The 19,486-nt window shown below is 72.8% G+C and carries 14 protein-coding genes; 6 read left to right on the top strand and 8 right to left on the bottom strand.

What is annotated here, in order from left to right; genetic code table 11:
* The first annotated feature begins 154 nt into the window (after positions 1-154).
* Complete coding sequence (locus AB0F13_RS09550; RefSeq protein ID WP_362077779.1) at positions 155-2,191, top strand: MDR family MFS transporter; 2,037 nt, start codon at positions 155-157, stop codon at positions 2,189-2,191.
* Between the two features lie 136 nt (positions 2,192-2,327).
* Positions 2,328-3,407 carry a DUF1524 domain-containing protein gene (locus AB0F13_RS09545; protein ID WP_362077776.1) on the top strand — a complete coding sequence of 360 codons (1,080 nt, stop codon included), beginning with the start codon at positions 2,328-2,330 and terminating at the stop codon, positions 3,405-3,407.
* 31 nt (positions 3,408-3,438) lie between these two features.
* Here the strand turns inward: AB0F13_RS09545 and AB0F13_RS09540 are convergent, their stop codons facing one another.
* The 3 genes from AB0F13_RS09540 to AB0F13_RS09530 form a co-directional block, all read right to left on the bottom strand.
* Complete coding sequence (locus AB0F13_RS09540) at positions 3,439-4,635, bottom strand: MarP family serine protease (RefSeq protein WP_362077773.1); 1,197 nt, start codon at positions 4,633-4,635, stop codon at positions 3,439-3,441.
* Positions 4,636-4,976: 341 nt separating this feature from the next.
* Complete coding sequence (locus AB0F13_RS09535) at positions 4,977-7,196, bottom strand: MMPL family transporter (protein WP_362077770.1); 2,220 nt, start codon at positions 7,194-7,196, stop codon at positions 4,977-4,979.
* A 130-nt stretch (positions 7,197-7,326) separates the two neighbouring features.
* Entirely contained in the window at positions 7,327-7,905 is a 579-nt protein-coding gene (locus AB0F13_RS09530) for a TetR/AcrR family transcriptional regulator (protein WP_362078080.1), read from the bottom strand.
* Between the two features lie 215 nt (positions 7,906-8,120).
* On the opposite strand from AB0F13_RS09530, the gene AB0F13_RS09525 reads away from it, so the two are divergent.
* Positions 8,121-11,438 carry a S41 family peptidase gene (locus AB0F13_RS09525; RefSeq protein ID WP_362078078.1) on the top strand — a complete coding sequence of 1,106 codons (3,318 nt, stop codon included), beginning with the start codon at positions 8,121-8,123 and terminating at the stop codon, positions 11,436-11,438.
* 81 nt (positions 11,439-11,519) lie between these two features.
* On the opposite strand, the gene AB0F13_RS09520 is transcribed toward AB0F13_RS09525, so the two are convergent.
* The 3 genes from AB0F13_RS09520 to AB0F13_RS09510 form a co-directional block, all read right to left on the bottom strand.
* The gene (locus AB0F13_RS09520; RefSeq protein WP_362077767.1) at positions 11,520-11,702 is read right to left on the bottom strand and encodes a hypothetical protein; all 183 of its coding nucleotides are present in this window, start codon (positions 11,700-11,702) and stop codon (positions 11,520-11,522) included.
* A 76-nt stretch (positions 11,703-11,778) separates the two neighbouring features.
* On the bottom strand, positions 11,779-12,663 hold the full coding sequence (locus AB0F13_RS09515; RefSeq protein ID WP_362077765.1) for an SDR family oxidoreductase: 885 nt from the start codon (positions 12,661-12,663) through the stop codon (positions 11,779-11,781).
* Positions 12,660-14,180 (bottom strand): NAD(P)/FAD-dependent oxidoreductase, encoded by a 1,521-nt coding sequence (locus AB0F13_RS09510; protein ID WP_362077762.1) that lies wholly within the window; start codon positions 14,178-14,180, stop codon positions 12,660-12,662. Before AB0F13_RS09510 ends, AB0F13_RS09515 begins: the two co-directional genes overlap by 4 nt.
* Positions 14,181-14,367: 187 nt before the next feature.
* Here AB0F13_RS09510 and AB0F13_RS09505 point away from each other — a divergent pair, with 187 nt between their 5' ends.
* Positions 14,368-15,021, top strand: a complete 654-nt coding sequence (locus tag AB0F13_RS09505) for a MerR family transcriptional regulator (protein ID WP_362078076.1) — start codon at positions 14,368-14,370, stop codon at positions 15,019-15,021.
* Positions 15,022-15,074: 53 nt separating this feature from the next.
* On the opposite strand, the gene AB0F13_RS09500 is transcribed toward AB0F13_RS09505, so the two are convergent.
* On the bottom strand, positions 15,075-16,631 hold the full coding sequence (locus AB0F13_RS09500; RefSeq protein ID WP_362077759.1) for an MFS transporter: 1,557 nt from the start codon (positions 16,629-16,631) through the stop codon (positions 15,075-15,077).
* A gap of 140 nt (positions 16,632-16,771) precedes the next feature.
* Here AB0F13_RS09500 and AB0F13_RS09495 point away from each other — a divergent pair, with 140 nt between their 5' ends.
* The gene (locus tag AB0F13_RS09495) at positions 16,772-17,782 is read left to right on the top strand and encodes an AsnC family transcriptional regulator (protein WP_362077756.1); all 1,011 of its coding nucleotides are present in this window, start codon (positions 16,772-16,774) and stop codon (positions 17,780-17,782) included.
* Between the two features lie 340 nt (positions 17,783-18,122).
* On the opposite strand, the gene AB0F13_RS09490 is transcribed toward AB0F13_RS09495, so the two are convergent.
* Positions 18,123-18,914 (bottom strand): exodeoxyribonuclease III, encoded by a 792-nt coding sequence (locus AB0F13_RS09490; RefSeq protein ID WP_362077753.1) that lies wholly within the window; start codon positions 18,912-18,914, stop codon positions 18,123-18,125.
* Positions 18,915-18,982: 68 nt separating this feature from the next.
* Between AB0F13_RS09490 and AB0F13_RS09485 the strand changes: the two genes are divergently transcribed.
* Positions 18,983-19,465 (top strand): GNAT family N-acetyltransferase, encoded by a 483-nt coding sequence (locus tag AB0F13_RS09485; RefSeq protein WP_362077750.1) that lies wholly within the window; start codon positions 18,983-18,985, stop codon positions 19,463-19,465.
* Positions 19,466-19,486: the final 21 nt, after the last annotated feature.

The following is a 19,486-nucleotide window of genomic DNA, read 5'->3' as shown; positions in this document are numbered from 1 at the left end:
TTCAGTGGTGAACCGCTCGATGATAGTGGCGAGCTGCAAATCAGTGGCAAGAGCGTGTGCGATGCGACTGCGCGCCCCTCGCTCAGCCCCACGCCTGCCAGAGGTGGCGAGTCGGGGCAACTCCCCAAATGCTGGGCACGGGAGGTACGTCACCATGACCACGGCCACCGCGCCCGCCCCACAGGCCCCGGCCCCGCCCGTTTTGAGCCGCCGCCGCACGAATCTCGTCTTCATCACGATCGTGCTCGGCATGCTGCTCGCCGCTGTCGACCAGACGATCGTCTCCACCGCCCTGCCGACGATCGTCGCGGACCTGGGCGGCGGCGGGCACATGGCGTGGGTGGTGACGGCGTACCTCCTGGCCGAGACGGTCTCCACCGTCCTGGTGGGCCGGTTCGGCGACCTCTTCGGCCGGAAGGTGATCTTCCAGCTCAGTGCGGTCGTCTTCACCGCCGGCTCGGTCTTCGCGGGCGCCGCGACCTCCATGGCCATGCTGATCGCCGCCCGCGCCGTGCAGGGCGTCGGCGGCGGCGGGCTGATGGTCACCGCCATGGCCCTGATCGCGGACGTCATCCCGCTGCGCGAACGCGGCAAGTACCAGGGCGCGCTCGGCGCGGTCTTCGGCGTCACCACGGTCGTCGGGCCGACCCTCGGCGGCATCTTCACCGACCACGCCACCTGGCGCTGGTGCTTCTACGTCAACGTGCCCGTCGCCATCGTCATGGTGGTCATGGCCGCCCGCACGATCCCGGTCGTCCGCTCGGCGGTGCGCCCGGTCATCGACTACCTCGGCATCGCCCTGGTGGCGCTCGGCTCCTCCGCCCTGGTGCTCGGCCTGGAGTGGGGCGGCAACACCTACGCCTGGGCCTCGGCCGTCATCATCGGCCTGTTCGCGGGTGCGATCGCCCTGCTGACGGCGTTCGTCCTGGTGGAGCTGCGGGCGCAGGAGCCGATGCTGCCCATGCACCTCTTCCGCAACCCCGTCTTCACCGTCTGCTCGGCGCTCAGCTTCATCGTGGGCTTCGCGATGCTCGGCGCGCTGACGTACCTGCCGACGTATCTGCAGTACGTGGACGGGGTGTCGGCCACGATGTCGGGTGTGAGGGCGCTGCCGATGGTCGCCGGGCTGCTGGGCGCGTCCATGCTCTCCGGCATCACCGTCAGCCGCACCGGCCGCTACCGCCTCTTCCCCATCGCGGGCATGGCCGTGATGGCGCTCGGCCTGTACCTGATGTCGACGATGGGGCCGTCGACGGGGGCGTGGCTGGAGTCGCTGTACATGTTCGTGCTCGGTGTCGGCATCGGGCTCGCCATGCAGGTGCTGACGATCGCCGTGCAGAACACCGTGCCGTACCACGAGCTGGGCACGGCGACGTCGGGCGTGACGTTCTTCCGCACGCTCGGCAGCGCCTTCGGCACGGCCATCTTCGGCACCCTCTACGGCAACCAGCTGATCCCCAACCTCACCGGCGCGCTGGCCCGTTCGCCCGGGGTGCCGCCGGCCGCGGTGCAGAGCCCGCAGGCGCTCGCCCAGCTGCCGGCGGACCTGGCGCGGCCCGTCGTCGACGCCTACGCGGACACCGTGAACTACGTCTTCCTGTGGGTGGTACCGGTCGCCCTGGTGGGCTTCGTCGCCGCCTGGTTCCTGAAGGAGGTGCCGCTGCGCGACAGCGCGCGGGCCGGGGCCTCGGACATGGGCGAGGCCTTCGCGGCGCCGGATTCCGCCGAGTCGGACCGGCAGTTGGAGCGGGCGGTGGCCGGCGTCATGCGCAAGGCGAAGGGCGGCCCGGTCAGCCGCCAGATCCTCGACGCGTCCGGCAGCCATCTCGACCCGGTCGAGGCGTGGACGCTGGGCCAGATCCACTGGCGCGTGCGGCTGCGCGGCGACGCCTCGCTGTCGTCGGTCGCCGCCGCCCACCACATGCCGCCGGAGGTCCTGGAGCCGGCCTTCGCCCGAACGGCGCGGGCCGGGTACGTGCGCGTGGAGGGCGACCGCCTGTCCCTGACGCCCGCGGGCGAGGCCGAGCTCGACCGGCTGGGCACGGCGTGGCGCTCCTGGCTGGCCACCCATCTGGACGACTGGGACATCGGCGACGCCGAGGACCGCGCCCGGATGGACCGGGCGCTGGATCTCCTGGCGGAGCGGCTGCTGGAGGAGGACGAACACGCGCGGGAGCGGACGGGGGTGTGAGGTCGCCCGGGGCCCGTGGGAGGCCGCCCCCCGCCGAAGCCAATGGGGTGAATCGCGGCAAAGCTGTGCATGTAAGCAAATATTCGGTCAACTCCCTGAGGGCCACGTCGGAGTGGACGTGGACGAAGGAGGTTTCATGCGACCGGAGGAGATAGCGATGCGCGGTTACCGGCGACTGACCGTTCCGTCCGTCATCACGGCGGCCCTGATGCTCGGCGGTGCGGCCCTGCCGGGCACGGCCGCGGGTGCCGCGCCACGGTCGGGACCGGCTCCTGCGCACGTGGCGGGCCCGACGGACTACGAGGAGGCCGCCTGCGAGGGCCCGGCCCCGGGAGAGGGAGACGTCTACTCGCGGCCCCCCAGGGTGGGGCCCCCGAAGGGCGTACTGCCCAAGGACCCGCAGGGCACACACCACAAGGACCCGCACGGCACACACCACAAGGACCCGCAGGGCACGCCTGCGAGGGACTCGGCGGGCATGCCTCACAAGGATCCCGCAGCCACGCCTGCGAAGGACCCGGCAGGCATGCCTCACAAGGATCCCGCAGCCGCGCCCGTCAAGGACCCGGCAGGCAAGCCTCACGAGGATCCCGCAGCCGCGCCCGTCAAGGCACCGGTGGGCGCGCACGCGCAGCACCGCAGCCTGCCGCTGAAGTGGCCCAGGGGCATTCCGGAGCGCGACGAGGCCGTGCGCATGCTGGAGGAACTGGACGTCAAGCCCTTCAACAGCAAGGGCTACGACCGCTCGCGCTTCGGCTCCGCCTGCTGGGTCCGGCACGGCGTCGACAGGTGCACCACCCGTGAGATCGTCCTCAAGTTCCAGTCCCTCGTACCGGCGACGCTCGACGGCAAGTGCAGGGTCGTCGGCGGTCAGTGGCACAGCGAGTACGACAACAGGATCATGGCCGATCCGGTGCACATGGACGTCGACCACATCGTGCCGCTGCGGCACGCGTGGGGCTCCGGGGCGAACACCTGGTCGCCCGAGAAGCTGCAGGAGTTCGCCAACGACCTGACCGCCTCGCCGCAGCTGATCGTGGTGTCCACCTGGAGCAACCGCCGCAAGGGCGACAAGGGGCCGGACAAGTGGCTGCCGCAGGGCGGCGAGTGCCCTTACAGCCAGGCGTGGGTGGCGGTGAAGGACTACTACGGCCTGAGCGTCACCCGGGCGGAGAAGGCCAAGCTGCTGCAGGTCCTCTCCACCTGCGGAACCTGACGGAGCCTGACCCAGGTCTGGCCGGGCGGCGCTACAGCGCCGCCCGGCTGCCGGTGCTCACCGGCGCCGTCGCCCGCGCGGCGCGCTGCGCGGCGTCGGCGACCTGGTCCGCGGTCAGCACGTAACCGGTCTCCGCGTCGGCCGTCGAACGGGCGAAGACCACCCCGTACACCTTGCCCGCCGGCGTCAGCAGGGGGCCGCCGGAGTTGCCGGGGCGGACGGTGGAACGCACGGAGTAGACCTCGCGGGTGGTGACGCCGTCGCCGTAGATGTCCTGGCCCTTGGCGCGCAGCTCGTTGGCGACGATAGCGGCGCGCAGGTCGAGGCCGCCGTTCTCGGGGAAGCCCGCGACGACGGCCGCGTCACCGCGCTTCGCGCTCTTGTCGAAGGGCAGCACGGGCGCGTCCAGGCCCGGCACGTCCAGGACGGCGACGTCGGCCCGGGGGTCGAACAGGACGACCTTGGCCCGGTACGCACGGCCCACCCCGCCGATCTTGACGGTCGGGTCGCTGACGCCGGCCACCACGTGGGCGTTGGTCATCACGTGCTCGTCGGCGTAGACGAAGCCGCTGCCCTCCTGGCCGCGCCGGCCGCTGCCTACGTCCGCCACGCCCTCGACCTTGACGACGCTGTTGCGGGCCGCCTGCGTCGCGGCCGGGGTGACCGCGTCGCCGGACGGCTTGGGCACGCCGGTGGCGGGCTCGTTCTCGAAGGGGTTGAAGACCTGGGGGAACCCCGCGCCGGACAGCGCGTCCGTGGTGCGGCTGAACCACGTGGGCGCCTGCTCGGGCATGGCCCGCTGCACCGCGCCCAGCAGTGCGGAGTCCTTGATCTCCCGCGTCAGCAGGGTCGAGTTCGCCGATACGAGCACGCTCGCGGCCACCCAGCCGACCAGCAGCACCGCCAGCGAGTTGACGGCGGCCCCGCCCACGCCGTCGACGCCGCGCACGGGCGCCCACGTCAGCCGGGAGCGCAGCCGCCACGCGAGCCGCCCGGCCAGGGCGTGCCCGACGGCGGCGGGTATGAGCACGACCAGCACCGCGACGACAGCCGCCGCCGACGTCCCGGCCTCGAAGGGCTCCAGCGCGTAGGGCAGCGCCCACACGCCCAGCACGGCTCCGCCGAGGAACCCGGCGAGCAGCACGACGCTCGCCACCAGGCCCCGGCGGTAGCCGGAGACGGCGTAGCCGAGGACGACCAGCATCAGCAGCACATCAAGCAGGTTCAACGCGGAGCCCTCTCCTTCACACGCGCCCCCGGTCGCGCCCACTGGCGTGGACTAAGGAAAACGCCGGCCCGGAGGCCGGCGGTTCCCATTCATGCCGAATTCGTGGCGTACGCCACGAAGCGGCGCGCCGCCGGAGGCGGCGCCGGACCCGGGCGGTGAACCCGTACCGGCCCGGGCGGAGAGGGTGCCGGGCCATGAAGCGGTGGTCCTCCCCTGACGCAGGCCGCCGTGGGCACCTGTTTCCCCGCCGCCGCGGCGAACAGCCCCCATGACGCGGCCCGGCGGTGCCGGACCCACCGGAAGTGGGCCGGCACCGCCGGGCCGGAGGCACCGGGGTCGCGTCAGACGCGGACCGGCTCGCGCTCCTCGCCGTGCTCGGCGGCCCCGGCCGCGGCCGGGGCCGCCAGCCGCTTCCGCAGCTGCTCGCCCTCGACGTCGACGTTGGGCAGCACCTTCGCCAGCCAGCCCGGCAGCCACCACGCGCTCTTGCCGAGCAGTGCGAGCACCGCCGGGACGATGGCCATGCGCACCACGAACGCGTCGAAGAAGACGGCGATGGCGAGGCCGAAGCCGATCATCTTGATCATCGGCTCCGAGGAGCCGATGAAGCCCGCGAAGACGCTGATCATGATGACGGCGGCCGCGCTGACGACCCGCGCACCGTGCCGGAAGCCGGTCACGATGGCCTGGCCGGGCCGCTCCCCGTGGACGTACGCCTCACGCATCCGGGTCACGAGGAAGACCTCGTAGTCCATGGCGAGGCCGAAGACGACACCCACCATGAAGATCGGCATCATGCTCATGATCGGACCGGTCTCCTCGACGCCGAAGAGCGCGCCGAGCCAGCCCCACTGGAAGACGGCGACGACCGCGCCCAGGGCCGCGACCACCGAGAGCAGGAAGCCGAGCGCCGCCTTGAGCGGCACCAGGACGGACCGGAAGACGATCATCAGCAGCAGGAAGGCCAGGCCGACGACGAGCGCCAGGTAGGGCAGCAGGGCGTCGTTCAGCTTCTGCGAGACGTCGATGTTCATCGCCGTCGAGCCGGTGACGAACACCTTCGCGCCGTTGTCCGAGGCGGTGGCGGCGCCCTTGTCCCGGATGGCGTGGACGAGGTCCTCGGTCTCGGTGCCGCTGGGCTTGGACCTGGGCACGACGGTGATCGTCGCGGTGTTCCCGGCCTTGTTCAGCGGGGCCGGGACGACGGCGGCGACGTCGTCGAGTCCCTTGACCGTGTCCGTGACGGACTGGACCGCGCCCTCGGCGTCCTTGCTGCCGGCCGCGTCCACGACGAGCAGCAGCGGGCCGTTGAAGCCGGGGCCGAAGCCCTCGCTCAGCAGGTCGTAGGCCTTGCGCTGGGTGGTGTTCCTGGGCTGCGACCCCTCATCGGGCAGGCCCAGCACCAGCGAGCCGGCGGGCACGGCGATCGCGCCGAGCCCCAGCACACCGGCGAGCAGCACCACGGCCGGGCGGCGCAGGACGAGGCGGGCCCAGCGGGTGCCCAGGTTGGGCTTGTCCTCGGCGGGGGCGCTGCCCTCGGCCTTGCGGTTCTTGCGGGACAGCGCCTGGCGGCCCGCGAAGCCCAGCAGGGCCGGGATGAGGGTGAGCGCGATGAGCACGGCGATGGCGACGGTGCCGGCGGCGGCCACGCCCATCTTCGTCAGCATGGGGATGTTGACGACGGCCAGGCCCACCAGCGCGATGATGACCGTCAGGCCGGCGAAGACCACCGCCGAGCCGGCCGTGCCGACCGCCCGTCCGGCCGCCTCCTCGCGCTCACGCCCCTCGGCGATCTCCGCGCGGTAGCGGGAGACGATGAACAGGGCGTAGTCGATGCCGACGGCGAGGCCGATCATCGTGGCGAGGGTCGAGGTGTTGCCGCCCAGGTCCAGGGTGGAGGCGAGCGCGGTGATCGAGGAGACGCCGATGCCGACGCCGATGATCGCGGTCAGCAGCGGCAGGCCCGCGGCGACCAGCGAACCGAAGGTGATCAGCAGGACGACCGCCGACATGGCGATGCCGATGATCTCGCTGGAGCCGCCGCCGTCGGGCATCGACTGCAGCGCGCTGCCGCCGGTCTCGACGGTCAGCCCGGCGTCCCGGCCGTGCTGCGCGGCGCCCTTGAGGGTGTCGCGCGAGGCGTCGGTGAGCTCGTTGGCCTTGACCTTGTAGGAGACGGACGAGTACGCGATCGTGCCGTCCTTGCTGACGGCGTCGGTCTTGAAGGGGTCGGCGGCCTGGGCCACCTGCGGGCCCGTCAGCTCGCCGACCGTCTTCTCGATGGCGGCCTTGTTCTTGGGGTCGGTGACCTTCTGGCCTTCGGGGGCCTTGAAGACCAGGCGGGCGGAGGCGCCGTCGGCCTTCATCTCCGGATTGCGCTTCTCCAGGAGGTCGAAGGCCTGCTGCGCCTCCACCCCCGGTATGGAGAAGTTGTCGTTGGTCGACTTGGACGCGCTGGCGGCGCCCACACCGGCGAGGACCAGCAGCACCACCCATATCAGGGCGGCGTACCAGCGGCGCCGGAAGGCGAGCCGGCCGAGTTTGTAGAGGAACGTGGCCACGAGCGTGGTGCTCCCGTCGGGTCGGATACGTAAGGAATTCGGATACGTAAGGAACTGGATGTGGGAACCAGCCCGACGGGAGCGGTGCGTCAGGTGGAGCCTCGGTGGGGTTGGCCGCGGGGTAACGGCATCAGGGATCGAGGCCGAGAGCGGGGAGGATCACGGCCTCGATGTAATGGGAGAGGTAGTCGGCGTCCGCCGGCCGGTCCTCGATCAGCGGGCGCGCGAAGAAACCGCCGAACATCATGTGCGCGACGTAGGGGATCGCGGGGTTGTCCGCCGCGAGTTCGCCCCGTACGACAGCGCGCCGGAGCATCGCGTCCAGCGCCGCCAGCTCGGGCTCGATCAGTACTTCGCGCAGCGCCCGGTGGAGATCCTGGTTGCTGTGCACCGCGTGCCCGAGCCCCCGCATGAGGGCGGTGTCCTTCTCCATCCGCTCGGTGTCCGCACGGCACACCATCGCCCGGAGGTCGTCGCGCACCGTACCGGTGTCGATGTCCGCCAGGCTGACCGGCTTGTTGTGCCGCAACGCCCGCGCGACCAGCTCCGGCTTGCCCCTCCACTGGCGGTAGAGGGTGGCCTTGCTGGAGTGCGTACGCGCGGCCACGGCGTCCATCGTCAGGGCGTCGTAGCCGACCTCGCACAGCAGCGCGAGTACCGCCTCGTAGAGCTCGGCCTCGCGTTCGGGGGTCAGTCTGGTGCGGCGCACGGCCGGCTTGGGTGGTTCCGTCGGCATACCGCCCCTCCCTTCACACGAGTCGTACGAAACGGTTTCGTACAGCCGAGCGTAGGACAGGGCCGGCCCGGCGAGGAGCGAAACGGCATCGTTTCGATGGTGTTCTGCGTCACGGCTGAGTTGCCGCGACGGGGCGGGGCCGAAACCATGGATGGGTGAGCGACGCACGCGCGGCCGCCGGGCCGCAGATGAGTCCGAAGCCCGCAGGTACGCCGCGCGGGCGGAGAAGCGAACCGTCGAACACACCGAGCGATGCCTACGTCCGCTTTCCTCATCTGCACGGCGATCTGCTCTGCTTCGCGGCGGAGGACGATCTCTGGCTGGCGCCCCTGGCCGCGCCGGGGGCCGGTGCCGGGCGGGCCTGGCGGCTGACGGTCGACCGGACCAGGGTCGGGCATCCGCGCTTCTCGCCCGACGGCCGGCACATCGCCTTCACCAGCTGGCGCAGCCTCGACCCCGAGATCCATCTGGTCCCCGTCGAGGGCGGCCCGGCCCGCCGGCTCACCTACTGGGGCAGCACCGACACCCGCGTCTGCGGCTGGACGCCCCCGGAGGACGGCGTCTCGCACGTCCTGGCGGTCAGCTCGCACGGCCAGCCGTTCTCGTATTTCTCCTGGGCCTACAAGGTGCCGACGGACGGCGGCCCCGGCGGGCAGCTGCCGTGGGGCCCGGTCTCGGATCTCGCCGTCGCGGACGTCGACGGGGAGCACCGGACACTGATCCTCACCGGGAAGCCGCCGCACGAGCCGGCGTCCTGGAAGCGTTACCGGGGCGGGGCCACCGGCCGGCTGTGGCTGCAGGGCGACCGGCTGCTGCCGGAGCTGCGCGGCCACCTTGACTCGGTGATGTTCGTCGGCGGGCGCATCGCCTTCCTCTCCGACCACGAGGGTGTCGGCAATCTGTACTCCTGCCTCCCCGACGGCTCGGGCCTGCTCCGCCACACCGATCACCAGGATTTCTACGCCCGGCACGCCTCCACCGACGGCTCGCGCGTGGTCTACCAGTGCGCGGGCGAGGTGTGGCTGGTGGAGGACTTCGGCCCGCAGGGCCGCCCCCGCCGGCTGGACCTGCGGCTCGGCGGGCCGCGGGCCGGCCGGCGGACGTACCAGGTGCAGGCCGCCCGGCACGTCGAGTCGCTGAGCGTGGACGGCACGGGCCGGGCGAGCGCGGTCCAGGTGCGCGGCAGCCTGTACTGGCTGACCCACCGCGACGGCCCGGCCCGCGCCATCGCCGACACCCCGGGCGTGCGGGTGCGGCTGCCGGAGATGGTGGGGTCGACCGGCCGGGTCGCCTACGTCACGGACGCGGCGGGCGAGGACGCCATCGAGATCGCCCACCTGCCGCGCGCGTCCGGCCCGTCGGAGCCGCGGCGGCTGGCGGCGGGCCGCATCGGCCGGGTGCACGAGCTGCTGGCCTCGCCGGACGGCGAGCGGCTGGCGGTCGCCGCGCACGACGGGCGGCTGCTGCTGGTGGACGCCTCGCCCGACGGGGACGGGGAGGCCGGCGAGCTGATCCGGTCCGCCAACGGCCCCGTGCGCGACCTGGCCTTCTCCCCCGACTCGGCCTGGCTGACCTGGTCGCACCCGGGGATCGGGCGTTCGCTGCGCCAGATCAAGATCGCCAGGCTGTCCGACCGGCTGGTCGTCGACGTCACCAACGGCCGCTTCGAGGACGAGCAGCCGGTCTTCACCCGTGACGGCCGCTATCTGGCCTTCCTCTCGTGGCGCGGCTTCGACCCGGTCTACGACGTGCACACCGGCGACCTTTCCTTCCCGCTGGGCTGCCGCCCCTATCTCGTGCCGCTGTCGTCCGTCACGCCCTCGCCGTTCGCGCTGTCGACGGAGGGCAGGCCGGCGGCCGGCGGCCTGGACCTGGAGGACAGCGGCGAGACGGGCGACGCGGGCGCGGTGACGGTGGAGGCGGAGGGGCTGGAGAGCCGGGTGACGCCCTTCCCGGTGGCCGCGTCGAAGTACTCCGCGCTCCACCCGGTCGGCGGTGGCGGCCTGGTGTGGCTGCGCTGGCCGATCTCCGGCGCGCTCGGCGAGACCTTCGCCAACCCGGCCGAGACCTCCGGGCGCCCCACGCTGGAGCACTTCGACCTGTCCAAGGCCAAGCGCACCGAACTGACCAGTTCCCTGGACTGGTTCGCGGTCAGCGGCGACGGCACCCGGCTCGTCGTCAACGACGAGGGTGACCTGCGCGTCGTGCCGGCCACCGACCCGGCGGACTCCGACTCGACCGTCTATGTCGACATGCGGCGTATCCTCCACGACGTCGACCCCGCCGCCGAGTGGCGCCAGGCCTACGCCGAGGCGGGCCGCATCGTACGGGCGTACTTCTGGGAGCCGGGGATGTGCGGCGTCGACTGGGACGCGGTGCTGGAGCAGTACCGCCCGCTGGTGGAACGGGTCGCCTCCCCCGACGAGTTCGCCGACCTGCTGCGCGAGGTCCTCGGCGAGCTCGGCACCTCGCACGCCTATGTCAGCCCCGCGCGCCGCAACGAGGGCCCGCCGCACTACCAGCGCGCCATCGGCCTGCTCGGCGCCAATCTGACCCATCAGAAGGACGGCTCCTGGACGGTGCGGCGGGTACTGCCCGGCGACTCCTCCGACTCCAAGGCCCGCTCGCCGCTGGCCGGTTCGGGCATCCGTGAGGGCTCGGCGCTCACCCACGTCGACGGGCGCCCGGTGGATCCCGTCGCCGGCCCGTACCCGCTGCTGGCGGCGGCCGGCGGGACGACCGTCGAGCTGACCTTCACGTCGCCCGAGGGCGAGGGGCACGCGCGCCGGGTCGCCGTCGTGCCGCTGGTCGACGAACGGCCGCTGCGCTACCAGGACTGGGTGACCAAGCGGCGGGCGGTGGTCCACGAGCTGAGCGACGGCAAGTGCGGCTACCTCCACATCCCCGACATGGGCGGCTCCGGCTGGGCCCAGTTCAACCGGGACCTGCGGATGGAGATGTCCCGGCCCGCGCTTATCGTCGACGTCCGCGGCAACGCGGGCGGCAACATCAGCGAGCTCGTCGTCGAGAAGCTCACCCGCACCATCATCGGCTGGGACCTCACGCGCGACGCCCAGCCGGTCTCGTACGCGAGCAACGCACCGCGCGGTCCGGTCGTCGCCATCGCCGACGAGATGACGTCCTCCGACGGCGACATGATCACCGCGGCGTTCAAGCTCCAGGGCATCGGCCCGGTCGTGGGCCTGCGCACCTGGGGCGGCGTCGTCGGCATGACGGGCCGGCACCGCCTGGTCGACGGCACCTCGATCACGGTGCCGATGAACGCGGCGTGGTTCGACGCGTACGGCTGGGGCGTGGAGAACCACGGCGTGGAACCCGATGTGGAGGTCGACCGCACGCCGCTGGACTGGGCCGAGGGCCGCCACAAGCAACTGGACGACGCGGTACGGATCGCGCTCGACCTGCTGGAGCGGCACGGCACCGCCCAGCCGCCGGACTACTCCGGTGTGCCGGACCTGCGGCGGCCGGAGCTGCCGCCGCGCTGAGCACCGGGGGCGTACGCGGACACGCGAGGGGCGCACCAAGGGGCGCACCCGGGTGCCGGGTGCGCCCCTCGCCTGCGAGACCTACTGGCGGTCGTCCGTCTCGTCCCGGAGGTCGTCGAAGGACTCCTGGCGGTTCTCCTGCTCCCTGCGCTCCTTGAGGCGGTCCTGCGCCTGCCGGCCCTTCTGCTGCGCCTGCTTCTTGGCCTCTTCCGCCTTCTGCTTCGCCTGCTGGGCCTTGCCCTGCATCTCGTCCTTGATGCCCATGGGTGTCACTCCTCGTGGAGGTCGGGTATTCGGGCCGCGACCAGCCTCACACGCGAGGACGAACGTCGCATTTCGATCAGTGACGCTCCGTGTTCGCCGCCGTGTCCGCCGCGCCGCCCGCTCCCACCAGCCCGAATCGCACCCCTGCCAGCCGGGGCTCGGCGCGCCGCATCTGGCGGGCGCCGCCCGCGGTGAGGAGGGCGGGCAGGTACCCGCGCACCGGCTGCATGCCGCGCAGCCACCGCTGTCCGTACACGTGCGCCGACCGCCGCTCGATGCCCGTCACCAGCCGGTCGACGGCGGGCCCGAGGGGGTAGGTGCGGTTCGCGGGCCACGGCAGCCGCCGGCGCAGGTCGCGCATCGCCTCGTGCTCGTCGGCGCCGCGCACCATGTCGGTGTCCGTCCAGCTCAGGTACGCGACGCCGACCCGTACGCCCTTGTGGGCGACCTCGGCGCGCAGGCTGTGCGCGTACGCCTCGACGCCCGCCTTGGACGCGCAGTACGCGCTCATCATGGGCGCCGGGGTGATCGCGGCGAGGGAGGCGATCTGGAGCAGGTAGCCCCGGCTGCCGGTCAGTGCGGGCAGGAAGGCGCGGCCGGTGACGGCGCTGCCGATGAGGTTGACCTCGATGACGCGCCGCCACGCGTCCGGGTCGGAGCCGGCCAGGGGGCCGCCGGTGGCGACGCCGGCGTTGGCGACGACGATGTCCACCTTGCCGAACCGCGCCTCGACCTCGCCCGCCACGCGGGTCATCTCCTCGTGGTCGGTGACGTCGGCGTCCCAGCAGGCGGCATCCGTGCGCAGCGCGCCGGCGACGCGACGCAGTTCGCCGGGCTCCAGCCCCACCAGGGCCACGCCCGCCCCGCGGGCGGCCAGTTCGCGGGCCAGCGACTCCCCCACCCCGCGTGCGGCTCCCGTGACGACGGCGACCTGGCCGTCGAGGGGGGTGCGGGATCTCATCGCACGGCCTCCGCCCGCGCGGCCGTCCGGCGTGTGTGGCCCGGCGGGCGCAGCACCTGGTACTCGCAGAGGTCGACGCGCCGGGTCACCTTGCGGAACTCGGCCGTGGTGCCGGGCCAGGCGGTGGTGTTGCGGCCGGCCGCGTCCAGGTACCAGCTGTCGCAGCCGGTGTTCCAGACGGTGCGGGACATGCGCTGCTGGAGTTTGCGGTTCCAGGCGCGTACGGCGGAGGGGCGGGCGTCGAGCGCGGCCCTGCCGCCGAGGGTGCCGAGCTGGCGCATGAAGTCGGCGAGGTAGTTCAGCTGGGCCTCGATGATGAGGATCATCGAGCTGTTCCCCAGGCCGGTGTTGGGGCCGATGACGGTGAGGAAGTTGGGGAAGCCGGCGGCGCTGGCGCCGCGCAGGGCCGCCATGCCGTCCTTCCACTCCTCCGCCAGCGTCGTGCCGCCGGCGCCGGTGACCCGCTGGGCGATCGGCATGTCGGTGACCCGGAACCCGGTGCCGAAGACGATCGCGTCGGCCTCCGTCTGCGTGCCGTCGGTGGCCACGAGCGTGGAGCCGCGCACCTCGGCGAGGCCGGAGGCGACGAGGTCCACGTTGGGGCGGGTGAGGGCCGGGTAGTAGTCGTTGGACAGCAGGATGCGCTTGCAACCGATGCGGTAGTCCGGCAGGAGCTTGGCGCGCAGCGCCGGGTCCTTGACGGCCCTGCGCATGTGGGCGGCGGCGAGGCGCTCCACGAGTTCGAGCCGGTCCGGCCGTTTCGTGAAGAGGCCGACCTGCAGCTCCCGTACGCCCCACAGCAGTGCGCGGCGCAGCGCCCGGGTCGCGGGCAGGCGGGTGTGCAGCCACTGCTCGGGGCCGGTGATGCGGCGGTCGGCGCGTGGCAGCACCCAGGCCGGGGTGCGCTGGAAGAGGGTGAGGCGGGAGACCTCGGGCTGGATGGCGGGCACGATCTGGATGGCGGAGGCGCCGGTGCCGACCATGGCGACACGCTTGCCGCGCAGGTCGTAGCCGTGGTCCCAGCGGGCGGAGTGGAAGACCTTGCCGGGGAAGGCGTCCAGTCCGGGCACGTCGGGGACCCTCGGGTCGGAGAGCGGCCCGGTGGCGGAGACGACCACGTCGGCGGTGTAGGTCCCGCGGGCGGTGACGACCTCCCAGTGCAGCTGGTCGGCGTCCCATCGCAGGTCGCGCACCTCGGAGTTCAGGCGCAGGTGCGGCCGCAGGCCGAAGGTGTCGGTGAGGTGCTCCAGATAGGCGCGGATGTGCGGCTGGCCGGAGAAGTTGCGCGGCCAGGCGGGGTTGGGGGCGAAGGAGAAGGAGTAGAGGTGGGAGGGCACATCGCAGGCGCAGCCGGGGTAGGTGTTGTCCCGCCAGGTGCCGCCGACGGCGTCGGCGCGCTCCAGGACGACGAAGTCGGTGATGCCCTCGCGGCGCAGCCGCACGGCCGCCCCCAGGCCGCCGAAGCCCGATCCGATCACCGCCACCCGTACATGCCGTCTCCGTACGTCCTCGTCCATGCCGCCTCCCGGGAATCCGCGTGCCGACCGCGCCAGTGATCACTGGCACGATGGGAGCGTACGACAGGCTGCCCTGGGGGCGATAGAGGCACGGGGCAAGGAAGTTACCGCCGTTCACACGTAGGCTTCCGGCGTGGCGAACGACGAGAGGGCACCCGGCGGCGGCAGCGGGGAGCGCGAGTACCGGATGGCGGAGCTGGCCGAGGAGGCCGGCATCACCGTCCGCACGCTGCGCTTCTACCGGGAACGCAAGCTCATACCGCCACCGCGCCGCGAGGGCCGCATCGCCTGGTACGGCGAGCACCACCTCGCCCGGCTGCGCACCATCGCGGCCCTGCTGGAGCGGGGCCACACCCTCGGCGGCATCGCCGAGCTGCTGGCCGCTTTCGAGTGCGGGCGTGACGTGGGCGAACTCCTGGGGCTGGCGGGCGCCACCATCACCACTCCCTGGTCCGAGGAGACAGCGGTCCGCCTCACCCCCGAGGAACTCGCCGACCGCTTCAAGGGCGAAGTCACCCCGGAGAACCTCACCGCCGCTCTCGACGTCGGCTACCTCGCCGCGGACGGCGACGAGATCGTCCACGTCAGCCGCCGCCTTCTGGACGCGTCCACGGCTCTGGTGCAGGGCGGGGTGCCGCTGTCGGCCGTGCTGGCCGCCGGCCGCGAGGTCCGCGCCCACGCGGAAGCGATGGCGGAGACCTTCTCGGGGCTGATCCGCGACCACGTCCCGGCGGACGCGGTGGAGCGGCTGCAGCCGCTCGCGAAGGCGGTGGTGGACGCGGAGTTCGCGATGGCGATGGACCGCGCTACGCGCGGCGCCCTCAGTCCCCCGCCGGGCTGAAATTCCAGCCCGTCCGGCGCTTTCGAGGACCGGGGTCCGGGGCGGAGCCCCGGTCACGGCGCCGCAGAGGCCCCCGGGACCGGCACCACGCCCACCGCCTCCGCGGGCCCGGCCTTCTGCCGAGCGGGCGCAGCCGGCCGACGGACCAGCGCCAGTGCCACCACCCCGCCCACGACCCCGAGCACCCCGGAGACGACGAAGACATCCCGCAGCCCCACCGCGAACGCCTCCCGCACCACGTGCTCGACCACCTCGCGCCGCCCCGCGTCCGCCCGCCCGATCACCGCGGCGGCCTGGCCCCCGGCCAGAGCGTCGGCCGACACCCCGCCGCCCTGACCGACCTGACCGCCGGAGCCCCGCAGGGACCCGCTCATCCCCGCGTGGAAGACCACGCCCAGCACCGCGATGCCCAGCGCGTTGCCCAGCTGCCGGGCGGTGTTGACCGCGCCGCTGGCCATGCCGCTCCGCTCGGGCGGTACCGACGCCATGGCCGTGGCCGCCAGTGCGGGCGTGGCGAGCCCGACGCCGATGCCGGTCACCGCGAGGCCCGGGGCCAGCGCCGTCCACGTCGACTCCGCCCCCACGAAGGCCTGCAGCAGCGCGCCCACGCCGATCAGCGACAGCCCCAGTCCCACGGTCAGCCGCGGCGAGGCGCCGTGCAGGAAGCGCCCGGCCAGCGAGGCGACCACGAACGCGGCCACGCTCATGGGCAGGCTGGTGAGCCCGGACGTCACCGGCCCCATGCCCCGCACGGACTGCAACCACAGCGATGCGTAGGCCAGATACGAGAACGCGGCGACGGAGAGCAGCACGGCGGCGACCATGAGCCCCGAGAACGACGCCTGCCGGAACAGGGAGAGGTCCAGCATGGGCTGCCTGCCGCGCAGTTCGACGGCGAGGAACACGAGCAGCGCCAGCGCCGCCAGGCCGAACAGGCCGAGTGTGGTGCCCGAGGTCCACCCGTGATCCTCGCCCTTGATCAGGGCATAGGTCGCCGCGCCGGCCGCGAGCGTGAAGGCCGCCATGCCGGGCAGGTCGACGCCCCGGGTCCGGGAGGTGCGGGAGCGGGCGATGTACTTCCCTGTCATGGCGATGGCGAGCACGCTGATGGGGAGGTTGACGAAGAAGATCCAGCGCCAGTCGAGGTGCTGGGTCAGCAGGCCGCCCATCACCGGCCCGGCCGCCGAGGCGGCGCCGCTGACGGCGCCCCAGGCGCCGAAGGCGATCCCCCGGTCCCGGCCCTGGTAGAGGCCGGCGATCAGGGCGGTCGTCGTCGCGAGCATCGCCGCCCCGCCGATTCCCTGCACGCCCCGGAAGGCGATCAGGGCCGCCGGGCCGGTCGCCAGCCCGCAGGCCAGCGAGGCGAGCGCGAACAGCACCAGCCCCGCCACGTACACCCGGCGGTGCCCGATCCGGTCGGCGAGGGAGCCGACGCCCAGCAGCAGCGCGGCGAGCGCCAGCGCGTAGATGTCCATGACCCATTGCAGGTCCGCGAACGAGGTGTGCAGGCCCCGGGCCATGTCGGGCAGTGCGACCACGACGATGGTGACGTCCACCAGCAGCATGAACGTCCCCAGGCATACCGCGACGAGCGGCAGCCACTTACGCATCGGAAGAACCTCCGGATCGACAGAGTGGGGTGGGCGCACCCCGGCTCGGTCGAACGTCACATCACACGACCGGATACCCGAAACCAGCGGCGGTCCGGCGGCGGTTTTCCCTCATAAACCTGCGTGCAATGATGGAAACCATGGACAACGACGACCAGGAGCTCGATCTCCTGGACCGCAGGCTGGTCCAGGCCCTGATGCTCGACGGCCGGGCCCCCTTCAGCCGCCTGGCCACCGTCCTGGAGGTCACCGACCAGACGGTGGTGCGCCGCTATCGCCGGCTGCGCGGCGCGGGCATGCTCCGGGTCCTCGGGCTGCCGGTGGGCCACCGGGTCGGCCTGTTCGAGTCGCGGCTGCGCATCCAGTGCGCCCCGGGCGCCGCCATGCCCATCGCGGACGCGCTGGCCCGCCGCCCCGACACCGCCTGGGTCAAGATCTACTCCAGCGGCACCGAGGTCGGCTGCATGATCCGCTCCCGCAGCCGGGACGAGCGCGACGCGCTCCTGCTCCAGAAGCTGCCGCGCACCCAGCACGTCACCGCGGTCTCCGCGCACAACCTGCTGCACAGCTACAGCGGTTACCCGGGCCGCTGGCTGGGGGCCGGCGCGCTGAGCGACGACCAGGTCCGGCAGCTGGAGCACCCGCCGCCCACCGGCGAGGGCCGCGTCCGGCTCGACGACGAGGACCACGCCCTGCTGGCCGCGCTCGCCCGGGACGGCCGCGCGGGCTACCCCGAACTCGCCAGGGCGGCCGGGCGGTCGGAGTCCACCGTCCGGCGCCGCATGGACCACCTGCGCGAGAGCGGGGCGCTCTACTTCGACGTGGAGATCCTGCCGGTCCACTTCGGCTTCGAGGCCGAGGCGTCCCTGACCGCGACGGTCGCCCCGTCCGACCTGGCCGAGGTCGGCCGCACGCTCGCCGGCCACCCGGAAGTCGCCTGGGCGGCAGCGACGACCGGCTGCTCCAACCTGGCCGCCACGGTGCTCTGCCGCGACCTCAACGACCTGTACACCTACATGACCGAGCGCCTCGGTGCCCTCAAGGCGGTGCGCCAGCTGGAGGTCGTACCGGTGCTCCGGCCCGTCAAACGAGCCGGCCTGCTCACCGACGGCAACCGCCTGTACGACCCCCCGCCGGGGCCGCGGAGCTGACGCCGGTGGTCACCGCGGCACGACGTCCACCCGCGCCTTCGCCAGGGGTCACCCCATGAGACACGGTCGGCTGAGAGTTCCAGGCGCTGGGCCTGACGGCGGGGCGCAGGACTCCCGGCCCTCTGCGGCGCCGCGGTCTGGCTCGCTGTCCACGGCGCACCCGGCCACTACCAGACCCCTGCCCCTCCGCCGGTCATACCGGTTGGCACCTCCTGGCGCAGGGGCGGGCCCCAAACGGCCCCTCTGGTCGCCTTCGTGACGGTCAGCGGCCGGACGGGCCGCTGAGGCTTGAGCGGCCCCGTCCACGCTCTGCATGGGTGGGGCCGCACTCTCCCGCCCGCTACGCCCCGAAGACCGCCGTCACCGGCGCGTGATCGCTCCACCGCTCCGCGTGCGTCGCCGCCCGCTCCACACGGGCCTTCAGCGCCCGCCGCGCCAGGCCTTCGGTGGCGACGAGGTAGTCGATGCGCCAGCCGGAGTCGTTGTCGAAGGCGCGGCCCCGGTAGGACCACCAGGAGTACGGGCCCTCGACGCCCGGGTGGAGGGCGCGGACCACGTCCACGTACTCCGCGAAGACCTTGGTGAGCCACTCCCGCTCCTCGGGGAGGAAGCCGGCGCTCTTGCGGTTGGCCTTCCAGTTCTTCAGGTCCGCCTCGGTGTGGGCGATGTTCCAGTCGCCGCACACGAGCACCTCGCGGCCGTCCGCCGCAGCGCGGGCCTTCAGGCCCACCAGGTACGGCAGGAACTCCGCCATGAAGCGTTCCTTCTCGTCCTGGCGCTCCGTGCCCACCTCGCCCGAGGGGAGGTAGAGGCTGGCGACCGTGACGCCCGGCAGGTCGATCTCGGCGTAGCGGCCGCTGCCGTCGAATTCCGCCGAGCCGAAGCCGGTCCGCACCGCGTCCGGCTCGCGCCGGGAGTACAGGGAGACGCCCGCGCGGCCCTTCGCCGCCGCCGGCGCGTGCACGACGTGCCAGCCCTGCGGCTCGCGCACCTCGTCGGGCAGCTGGTGGGGCTCGGCGCGTACTTCCTGGAGGCAGACGACGTCGGCCTCGGTCTGCGCGAGCCACTCCACGAAGCCCTTCTTCGCGGCAGCACGCAGTCCGTTCACATTTGCGGTGGTTACGGTCAGCATCCGGGCACGATAACCGACTTCCGACGCCCCCTGCCGACCGGCCACCGGGCGCCCGTACGATCCATGGAATGGAGATCGTGCCGCTCGCCTACGACCATCCCGACGCCGTAAAGCTCAATGACCAGGTGCAATCGGAGTACGCCGAGCGGTACGGCGAAGGCGATCTCACCCCCATGGACCCGGCGCAGTTCGCCCCGCCGCGTGGCCTGTATCTCATCGCCTACGACGCCGGCGGGGCGCCCGTGGCCACCGGCGGCTGGCGGGCGATGGAGAGCAATGGGGAGGGGTACGCGGACGGGGACGCGGAGCTGAAGCGGATGTACGTGGCCCCCCAGGCGCGTGGCCTGGGGCTGGCGCGGCGGATCCTGGCGGCGCTGGAGGACAGCGCCCGCGAGGCCGGCCGGATACGCATGGTGCTGGAGACGGGCAACAAGCAGCCCGAGGCCATCGCCCTGTACACCTCCAGCGGATACGTGCCGGCCGTGCCGAAGTTCGGCCTGTACCGCACGTACGACAGCAGCCGGTGCTTCAGCAAGCCGCTGGGCGGCTGACCCGGCGCTACGTGTGCCGGT

Source organism: Streptomyces sp. NPDC026206 (assembly GCF_040638465.1).
GTDB lineage: Bacteria > Actinomycetota > Actinomycetes > Streptomycetales > Streptomycetaceae > Streptomyces.
The sequence above is the reverse complement of the archived record's forward strand: the minus strand, read 5'-3'. Positions and strand labels throughout refer to the sequence as shown.

Excerpts from the sequence above, each read along its gene's own strand:
- AB0F13_RS09505 (WP_362078076.1), top strand. The coding sequence starts at position 14,368 with ATGGCGGAGCTGGCCGAGGAGGCCGGCATCACCGTCCGCACGCTGCGC.
- AB0F13_RS09525 (WP_362078078.1), top strand. The coding sequence starts at position 8,121 with ATGAGTCCGAAGCCCGCAGGTACGCCGCGCGGGCGGAGAAGCGAACCG.
- AB0F13_RS09500 (WP_362077759.1), bottom strand. The coding sequence starts at position 16,631 with ATGCGTAAGTGGCTGCCGCTCGTCGCGGTATGCCTGGGGACGTTCATG.
- AB0F13_RS09485 (WP_362077750.1), top strand. The coding sequence starts at position 18,983 with ATGGAGATCGTGCCGCTCGCCTACGACCATCCCGACGCCGTAAAGCTC.
- AB0F13_RS09510 (WP_362077762.1), bottom strand. The coding sequence starts at position 14,180 with ATGGACGAGGACGTACGGAGACGGCATGTACGGGTGGCGGTGATCGGA.
- AB0F13_RS09520 (WP_362077767.1), bottom strand. The coding sequence starts at position 11,702 with ATGGGCATCAAGGACGAGATGCAGGGCAAGGCCCAGCAGGCGAAGCAG.
- AB0F13_RS09490 (WP_362077753.1), bottom strand. The coding sequence starts at position 18,914 with ATGCTGACCGTAACCACCGCAAATGTGAACGGACTGCGTGCTGCCGCG.
- AB0F13_RS09545 (WP_362077776.1), top strand. The coding sequence starts at position 2,328 with ATGCGACCGGAGGAGATAGCGATGCGCGGTTACCGGCGACTGACCGTT.
- AB0F13_RS09495 (WP_362077756.1), top strand. The coding sequence starts at position 16,772 with ATGGACAACGACGACCAGGAGCTCGATCTCCTGGACCGCAGGCTGGTC.
- AB0F13_RS09550 (WP_362077779.1), top strand. The coding sequence starts at position 155 with ATGACCACGGCCACCGCGCCCGCCCCACAGGCCCCGGCCCCGCCCGTT.
- AB0F13_RS09515 (WP_362077765.1), bottom strand. The coding sequence starts at position 12,663 with ATGAGATCCCGCACCCCCCTCGACGGCCAGGTCGCCGTCGTCACGGGA.